General features: G+C 44.5%; 1 protein-coding gene. It reads right to left on the bottom strand.

The window, feature by feature from the left end; genetic code table 11:
• Positions 1-45: 45 nt before the first annotated feature.
• Positions 46-471 carry a hypothetical protein gene (locus tag JK635_RS05490; protein WP_202652988.1) on the bottom strand — a complete coding sequence of 142 codons (426 nt, stop codon included), beginning with the start codon at positions 469-471 and terminating at the stop codon, positions 46-48.
• Positions 472-856 lie beyond the last annotated feature (385 nt).

Raw genomic sequence — 856 nt, 5'->3', positions numbered from 1 at the left:
CGGGGGCTGCTGCTCCTTGTGTGCAAGTCCCATAACTGTATCCTCTTAAAAAGTTGCCAACGTTATTTGGCCAGATGAATCTTCACAGCACTCAATTGTAGTCTGGCCATTTTGCACATCATAGGATGATGACAAAATTTGCCAAACTTGCTGTTTTTTTGGTTTCTTGTTTAACACACAAATGTTGCCGCTCTCAAGAAAAATCCACTTATTGTCTAAGCAGGTACATTTATAAGTATTCCACCAAGCATCTCTATACGCCTTCAAATTCGCGGCGATATTATTACCAATTGCATGCCTTACCGCATGTTTTGGCGCGATCGCTGGTGGTTGAAAGCCCAAATCAACTACATCGTTATTTAGAAATGAAAACTCAAATTTTCCTTCCCAGCGATCCCCTTTATGAAAGGCATGAGCATGAGGCTCACAATGATCTTGACTAGGAACGAAATACCGAACGCCATTTAACAATTGAATACGACTCATGCTAACCTAACTAGTTGGGTTTGTCAAAAAAAACGTTGCTTTTATTGAATATATGCAACCTGGAGTGTAATTCAAATAGGCGGAGACGAAACCTGGCCTATGGCCGATGCTGTCTCGATAGTCGCTTAAACAAATCGTTTCCTTGATCTAATCTTTTCGCGGACGGCATAGACGGTGCCGCTGGGTAAGACGTTGTTTGCCTCGATGTCTGCGACGGTGTATTGCGTTTTCATGTTTTACCTCTGAAGGGTGAGTTTGAGATGTGCCGGACGGGCCGGATTAGCTGTTACCCCATGAAATGCGCAACATCGGCCTGCAAGCGGGCAGGCCAAAAGAAAAGCCCCCGATCTAGATACGATCGGGAGGCGAT

Origin of the sequence: Neobacillus paridis (assembly GCF_016765675.1) — a bacterium.
Classification (GTDB): Bacteria; Bacillota; Bacilli; order Bacillales; family Cytobacillaceae; genus Neobacillus; species Neobacillus paridis.
The sequence above is the reverse complement of the archived record's forward strand: the minus strand, read 5'-3'. Positions and strand labels throughout refer to the sequence as shown.